The sequence below is a fragment of the Paracoccus sp. UBA889 genome, from assembly GCA_002294185.1.
Classification (GTDB): Bacteria; Pseudomonadota; Alphaproteobacteria; order Rhodobacterales; family Rhodobacteraceae; genus Paracoccus.
In genome coordinates this window covers 1-7,405 of the sequence record DBFD01000012.1, presented here as the reverse complement: position 1 = coordinate 7,405, position 7,405 = coordinate 1, and the positions used below count along the sequence as shown (strand labels likewise).

Genomic DNA, 7,405 nt, shown 5'->3' with positions numbered 1-7,405 from the left:
CTCGACCCACGGCGCCCGCAAGGGTCTGTCGGACACGGCGTTGAAGACGGCGAACTCGGGCTATCTGACCCGTCGTCTCGTCGACGTGGCGCAGGATTGCATCATCCGCGATCATGATTGCGGCACCGAACAGGCCATCACCGCCTCGGCCGCCGTCAATGACGGCGAGGTCATCGCGCCGCTGTCCGAACGCATTCTGGGGCGCACCGCGGCCGAGGATGTTCTGGTTCCGGGCGGCGACGAGATCATCATCCGCGGTGGCGAGCTGATCGACGAACGCAAGGCCGACGCCATCGAGCAGGCGGGCGTGCAATCGGTCCGCATCCGGTCCGCGCTGACCTGCGAATCCGAGGACGGGGTCTGCGCGCTGTGCTATGGTCGGGATCTGGCGCGCGGCACGCTGGTCAATATCGGCGAGGCGGTGGGCATCATCGCAGCCCAGTCGATCGGCGAGCCGGGCACCCAGCTGACGATGCGGACCTTCCACATCGGCGGTATCGCGCAGGGTGGCCAGCAATCCTTCCAGGCGGCCTCGCACGAGGGCAGCGTGCAGTTCCGCAACGAAAGCACGCTGACCAACGCCAGTGGCGAAATGGTGGTCATGTCGCGCAACATGCAACTGCTGATCATGGACGATCAGGGGCAGGAACGGGCCAGCCACAAGCTGTTCTATGGCTCCAAGCTGTTCGTGAAGGAAGGCGACCGGGTGATCCGCGGCGCCAAGCTGTACGAATGGGATCCCTACACCCTGCCGATCATCGCCGAAAAGGGCGGTGTCGCGAAGTTCGTCGATCTGACGACCGGCCTTTCGGTGCGTGACGAGACGGACGATGCGACCGGGATGACGCAGAAGATCGTGACCGATTGGCGCAGTGCGCCGAAAGGCAACGATCTGAAGCCGGAAATCCTGATCGTCGGCGAGGGCGGAGAGCCTGTGCGCAACGAACAGGGCAACCCCGTCACCTATCCGATGTCGGTGGATGCGATCCTGTCGGTCGAGGACGGGCAGGAAATCCGTCCGGGTGATGTCGTCGCCCGGATCCCGCGCGAAGGTGCCAGAACCAAGGACATCACCGGGGGTCTTCCCCGCGTCGCGGAATTGTTCGAGGCTCGTCGGCCCAAGGATCACGCGATCATCGCGGAAATCGACGGTCATGTGCGGTTCGGCAAGGACTACAAGAACAAGCGACGCATCTCCATCGAGCCCTCGAACGAGGATCAGGCGCCCGTCGAATACATGGTGCCCAAGGGCAAGCACATCCCGGTGCAGGAAGGCGACTTCGTGCAGAAGGGTGACTACATCATGGACGGGAACCCCGCGCCGCACGATATCCTGCGGATCATGGGGATCGAGGCGCTGGCCGACTACCTGATCGACGAGGTGCAGGACGTCTATCGCCTGCAAGGTGTGAAGATCAACGACAAGCACATCGAGGTGATCGTTCGCCAGATGCTGCAGAAGATCGAGATCATCGATAGCGGCGACACGACGCTGCTGAAGGGCGAGCATGTCGAGCGCGACGAGTTCGAGCAGGAGAACGCCAAGATCGAAGCCAAGGGGGGCCGTCCGGCCTCGGGCGAGCCGGTGCTGCTGGGCATCACCAAGGCATCGCTTCAGACCCGCAGCTTCATCTCGGCCGCCTCGTTCCAGGAAACGACGCGCGTGCTGACCGAGGCCGCCGTTCAGGGCAAGCGCGACAAGCTGGTCGGGCTGAAGGAGAACGTCATCGTCGGCCGTCTGATCCCGGCGGGCACCGGCGGGGCCACGACCCGCGTGCGCAAGATCGCCGCCGATCGGGATGCCGAGGTGATCGAGGCCCGCAAGGCCGAGGCCGAGGCCGCCGCCGCGCTGGCCGCGCCCGAAGCGCAACCGGTCATGGCGGATATGCCCGAGGCCGGCGGCGACGAGTGATCGTCACCGCATGAAGACATGAGAAAGAAGGCCCGGCGGCTGCGCCGGGCCTTTTTTCTGGTTCGCTCAAGGATCGGCGGCAGCGCGGAAACGAGTTCTGCAAGGCCTTGAGGGACAATGCCCCGCACAGCCGGGACAGGCGTCTTGACACTGTTGCTGCGAATATCGAAAGGGCGCAGGTCTTCGAGGAACGGACCACCCGAGGGATCCTTGCGGCCCGCCCGCAAGGCCCGTGCTGGCCCGTGCCATGTGCGGTGCCGGTCCGGGGGGCAGCGATACCCCGCGTCCTGCGATGCTTGCTGCCGGGGGGCAAGAACACGCCCCCTTGTGCCTGACCCTTCGGAACCCTAACGCTTCCCCAGGACAAGAGGGCAGCCGCAATGCGTGCACCGCTGATTTCACCATTTCGCCGGGTCAGTCCGGCCTCGATCGCGACACAGCCGCATCAGCCGGGCGACAATCTGCGCGGCGCCGCCCTGATGTCATTGTCGATGGTCGGGTTCGGCCTGAACGACGCGGTGATGAAATTCGTGACCCAGGAGATGCCCCTGTATCAGGCGATCTTCCTGCGCGGGCTGGCGGTCATGGCGGCCATCGCGCTGCTGGCGTATCGCAGTGGCGGCCTGAGGCTGAGGCTGCCCCGGCCCGAGCGCATCCCGATGGCGCTGCGTGTCCTGGGCGAACTGGGCTCGACCCTGCTGTTTCTGAACGCCTTGCAGCGCATGGCCATCGGCGATCTGTCGGCGGTGATGCAATCGCTGCCTCTGGTCATCATGCTGGGCGCGGCGCTGATCTTTGGCGAAAGCCTGGGATGGCGACGGACGGGGGCGGTGGTGATCGGGCTGCTGGGGGTGATGATCATCCTGCGCCCGGGCAGCGGAGCCTTTGGAATCTGGTCTCTGGTCGCTCTGGGCGCCATGATCCTGATCGCGCTGCGTGATCTGGCCACGCGCGGTTTCAGCCGGGCGGTCAGTTCCGAAACCATCGCCTTCTACGCCGCCGTGGCTGTCAGCGCCTTTGGGCTGGTGGCCAGCCTGTTTCAGGGATGGGTGATGCCCGGGCCGTCACAGATCGGGCTGCTGCTGATGGGCGGCGGTTTCCTGACCATCGGCTATGTCAGTGCCGTCTCGGCGATGCGGATGGGCGAGATTTCCTATATCGCGCCGTTCCGCTATGTCTCGCTTCTGGTCGCGATCGTTGCCGGGCTGGTGATCTTCGGGGAATGGCCCGATCTGTGGACCTGGACCGGATCGGCGCTGGTGGTGGGTGCGGGCGTCTACACGATCTGGCGCGAGGCGCAGCTGGGAAGGCGGTAGTCGCGATGCGGGTTCAAATGCTGGGGCTTTGCCGCTTTTCCTATGTGGGACTGCGTGGCTATCAGGTCGAACATGACAGCTATCAGGAACGCCGCGCCCATCTCTATGATCCCGACAGGCTGGCGCGGCGCTGGTTCTGGTTCAGCGAGGTCGCGCTGCCGGCCTGGCGCGCGCAGACCGATCCCGATTTCACCTTGGTGGTGATGACCGGACCCGATCTGCCAGAGCCGTGGCTGTCGCTGCTGCGCGATCTTTGCCTCGAGGTTCCGCAGCTTCGGCTGGAACTGATTCCGCCGATGCAATGGCACCTGGCCGCTTGCCGGGCGGCGATCATGCCCCATGTCGATCCGCGGGCCGAGGTGATCGGCCATTTCCGCCATGATGACGACGATGCGGTGGCGGTCGATTACATCGCCGCGGCGCGGCGCGATTTTCGCCGCATCAAGGCATTGTGGAAGGTGGATCGCAAGCTGTCGCTGGATTATTCGCGCGGGCTGATGATCGAATTCGCCGAGGGCAGGCTGAAGGTCACGCCGCGCATCTGTCACAACATGGGCGTGGCCCTGACCATCTTTCTCGGCCCCGAGGCCGCCGAGACGGCACTGCATTACGACCATTCCAGGCTGCCGCAATGGATGCCCGGCGTCGCTGTGACCAGACCGCTGATGTTCTTGCGCTCGATCCATGGCGACAGCGATTCCGGGGCCATGGGGCCGGGCCTGCCCTGGACCATGGATGACGATCAGGCGCTGGACCGGCAACTGCGCCAAAGATTCCGACTGCGCCGCACGTCGCTGGAACGGCAGGCCGCGGCGCTGCCGCGAGTTGATCCTTCGCGGCCGGGGCGGTCGTGTTGACAGCCTCTCCGATTCCCCCTATACGCCCCGTCACCCGGCGGGCAACCGCATCGGGCACCAGAACCTGTGTGGTCACGATCCGGGTCCGAACGCCCCGATCCTCTGGAATTTGACCCGTCCACCCCGCCATGGGGCCGGATGGTTTTGGCGTTTTGCGATTCGCGCAGATCGCCGTCGAGAAGTGGCGCAGCCGACCGGCTGCGAGTATTGACGAGAAGCAAGACGGGGAACCGAATGCCGACGATTCAACAGCTGATCCGCAAGCCGCGGCAGCCCAAGGTGCAGCGCAGCAAGTCGCAGCACCTGCAAGGATGCCCGCAGAAGCGTGGCGTCTGCACGCGCGTCTATACGACGACGCCGAAAAAGCCGAACTCGGCCATGCGCAAGGTCGCCAAGGTGCGCCTGACGAATGGCTTCGAGGTCATTTCCTACATTCCGGGCGAAAAGCACAACCTGCAGGAACACAGCGTCGTGCTGATCCGCGGCGGCCGCGTGAAGGACCTTCCGGGTGTCCGCTATCACATCCTGCGCGGTGTGCTGGATACCCAGGGCGTCAAGGATCGCCGTCAGCGTCGTTCGAAATACGGCGCCAAGCGTCCGAAGTAAGGAGATTCCGGAATGTCCCGTCGTCACGCCGCTGAAAAGCGCGAAATCCTGCCCGATGCCAAATATGGCGATCGCGTGCTGACCAAATTCATGAACAACCTGATGGTTGACGGCAAGAAATCGGTTGCCGAGCGGATCGTCTACAACGCGCTGGAGCGCGTCGAGAACCGTCTGAAGCGCGAGCCGATCGAAGTCTTTCACGAGGCCCTCGACAATGTGAAGCCCTCGGTCGAGGTGCGTTCGCGCCGCGTCGGTGGTGCCACCTATCAGGTGCCCGTCGAGGTTCGTCCGATCCGTCGCGAGGCGCTGGCGATCCGCTGGCTGATCACCGCCGCCGCCAAGCGCAACGAGCACACGATGGAAGAGCGCCTTGCAGGCGAGCTGGCCGATGCCGTCAACGGCCGCGGCACCGCCGTCAAGAAGCGCGAAGACACCCACAAGATGGCCGACGCGAACAAGGCGTTCAGCCACTACCGCTGGTAAAGCGAAAGGACCCCATCCATGGCACGCGATTATCCGCTGCAGCGTTACCGTAACTTCGGCATCATGGCGCACATCGATGCCGGCAAGACGACGACGACCGAGCGTATCCTTTTCTACACCGGCAAGTCGCACAAGCTGGGCGAGGTGCATGATGGCGCCGCGACCATGGACTGGATGGAACAGGAACAGGAACGCGGCATCACCATCACGTCTGCCGCGACCACCACGTTCTGGCAGCGCCAGGAAGACCCGACTGCCGACGGCACTTCGGACACGAAGTATCGCTTCAACATCATCGACACGCCGGGCCACGTCGACTTTACCATCGAGGTCGAGCGTTCGCTGGCGGTTCTGGACGGTGCAATCTGTCTGCTGGACGCCAATGCCGGGGTCGAGCCGCAGACCGAAACCGTCTGGCGCCAGGCCGACCGCTACAAGGTTCCGCGCATCGTGTTCGTCAACAAGATGGACAAGATCGGCGCCGATTTCTTCAACTGCGTGAAGATGATCAAGGACCGCACCGGTGGCATCCCGTGTCCGATCGCCCTGCCGATCGGCGCCGAGGACAAGCTGGAAGGCATCGTCGATCTGATCAAGATGGAAGAATGGGTCTGGAAGGGCGAAGACCTTGGCGCAAGCTGGGTTCGTCAGCCGATCCGCGACGAGCTGAAGGATCAGGCCGAGGAATGGCGCAACAACATGATCGAGCTTGCCGTCGAGCAGGACGATGATGCGATGGAAGCCTATCTTGACGGCAACGAGCCCGACGAGGCGACGCTGCGCAGGCTGATCCGCAAGGGCACGCTGTCGCTGTCGTTCTTCCCGGTGACGGCCGGTTCCGCGTTCAAGAACAAGGGTGTGCAGCCGCTGCTGAACTCGGTCATCGACTTCCTGCCGGCGCCGATCGACGTGCCGGTGCTGAAGGGCTTCAGCCCCGATGACGAGACCGAGACCCGCAACATCGAACGTCCGGCCGACGATTCGGCGCCTTTCTCGGCGCTGGCGTTCAAGATCATGAACGACCCCTTCGTGGGCTCGCTGACCTTCACCCGGATCTATTCCGGGGTGCTGAAGAAGGGCGATTCGATCGTCAACTCGACCAAGGGCAAGCGCGAGCGCATCGGCCGGATGATGATGATGCACTCGATCAGCCGCGAAGAGATCGACGAGGCCTTCGCCGGCGACATCATCGCGCTGGCGGGCCTGAAGGAGACGACGACCGGCGACACGCTGTGCGATGCGTCCAAGCAGGTCGTGCTGGAGACCATGACCTTCCCGGATCCGGTGATCGAGATCGCGGTCGAGCCGAAGTCGAAGGCCGACCAGGAAAAGATGGGTCTGGCGCTGCAACGTCTGGCCGCCGAGGATCCCTCGTTCCGGGTCGAGACCGATCTGGAATCGGGTCAGACGATCATGAAGGGGATGGGCGAGCTTCACCTCGACATTCTCGTCGACCGGATGAAACGCGAATTCAAGGTCGAGGCGAATATCGGCGCCCCGCAGGTGGCCTATCGCGAGACCATCTCGTCTCAGGCCGAGATCGACTATACCCACAAGAAGCAGACCGGCGGCACCGGTCAGTTCGCGCGCGTCAAGCTGGTCATCACGCCCACCGAACCGGGCGAGGGCTATTCGTTCGAAAGCAAGATCGTGGGCGGCGCGGTTCCCAAGGAATACGTCCCCGGCGTCGAAAAGGGCATCAAGTCGGTGATGGATTCGGGTCCGCTGGCCGGTTTCCCGGTCATCGATTTCAAGGTCGCGCTGATCGACGGCGCCTTCCACGATGTCGACTCGTCGGTTCTGGCCTTCGAGATCGCCGCGCGTGCCGCGATGCGCGAGGGTCTGCGCAAGGCCGGCGCCAAGCTGCTGGAGCCGATCATGAAGGTCGAGGTGGTGACGCCCGAGGAATATACCGGCTCGATCATCGGCGATCTGACCAGCCGTCGCGGCATGGTCCGGGGGCAGGACAGCCGCGGCAACGCGAACGTCATCGACGCGTTCGTGCCGCTGGCCAACATGTTCGGCTATATCAACAACCTGCGCTCGATGTCTTCGGGCCGCGCGGTGTTCACGATGCAGTTCGACCATTACGAAGGCGTGCCGCAGAACATCTCGGACGAGATCCAGAAGAAATACGCCTGATCAGGGCAGGGCGGAAGGTGACTTCCGCCCGTCACGCAACAACGAAAGAATCGAGGAACCACGCCCATGGCAAAGGCAAAGTTTGAACG

The 7,405-nt window shown here is 63.9% G+C and carries 5 protein-coding genes and 1 pseudogene; all 6 read left to right on the top strand.

What is annotated here, in order from left to right; translation table 11 throughout:
- Positions 1-1,912: pseudogene (locus B4L36_RS01395) on the top strand (DNA-directed RNA polymerase subunit beta'); the annotation flags it as partial.
- 380 nt (positions 1,913-2,292) lie between these two features.
- Positions 2,293-3,228, top strand: a complete 936-nt coding sequence (locus tag B4L36_RS01390) for a DMT family transporter (RefSeq protein ID WP_292951219.1) — start codon at positions 2,293-2,295, stop codon at positions 3,226-3,228.
- 5 nt (positions 3,229-3,233) lie between these two features.
- Positions 3,234-4,085, top strand: coding sequence for a glycosyltransferase (locus B4L36_RS01385; RefSeq protein ID WP_292951216.1), 852 nt, complete (start codon positions 3,234-3,236; stop codon positions 4,083-4,085).
- A gap of 234 nt (positions 4,086-4,319) precedes the next feature.
- The gene (gene rpsL, locus B4L36_RS01380; RefSeq protein ID WP_022705687.1) at positions 4,320-4,691 is read left to right on the top strand and encodes a 30S ribosomal protein S12; all 372 of its coding nucleotides are present in this window, start codon (positions 4,320-4,322) and stop codon (positions 4,689-4,691) included.
- Between the two features lie 12 nt (positions 4,692-4,703).
- On the top strand, positions 4,704-5,174 hold the full coding sequence (gene rpsG / locus B4L36_RS01375; protein ID WP_292951155.1) for a 30S ribosomal protein S7: 471 nt from the start codon (positions 4,704-4,706) through the stop codon (positions 5,172-5,174).
- 18 nt (positions 5,175-5,192) lie between these two features.
- Positions 5,193-7,316 (top strand): elongation factor G, encoded by a 2,124-nt coding sequence (fusA, locus tag B4L36_RS01370; RefSeq protein WP_292951152.1) that lies wholly within the window; start codon positions 5,193-5,195, stop codon positions 7,314-7,316.
- Positions 7,317-7,405: the final 89 nt, after the last annotated feature.

What these genes read in the sequence shown, in the direction of transcription:
- B4L36_RS01390 (WP_292951219.1), top strand. Translation starts at nt 2,293, where the DNA reads ATGCGTGCACCGCTGATTTCACCATTTCGCCGGGTCAGTCCGGCCTCG.
- B4L36_RS01385 (WP_292951216.1), top strand. Translation starts at nt 3,234, where the DNA reads ATGCGGGTTCAAATGCTGGGGCTTTGCCGCTTTTCCTATGTGGGACTG.
- rpsL (WP_022705687.1), top strand. Translation starts at nt 4,320, where the DNA reads ATGCCGACGATTCAACAGCTGATCCGCAAGCCGCGGCAGCCCAAGGTG.
- rpsG (WP_292951155.1), top strand. Translation starts at nt 4,704, where the DNA reads ATGTCCCGTCGTCACGCCGCTGAAAAGCGCGAAATCCTGCCCGATGCC.
- fusA (WP_292951152.1), top strand. Translation starts at nt 5,193, where the DNA reads ATGGCACGCGATTATCCGCTGCAGCGTTACCGTAACTTCGGCATCATG.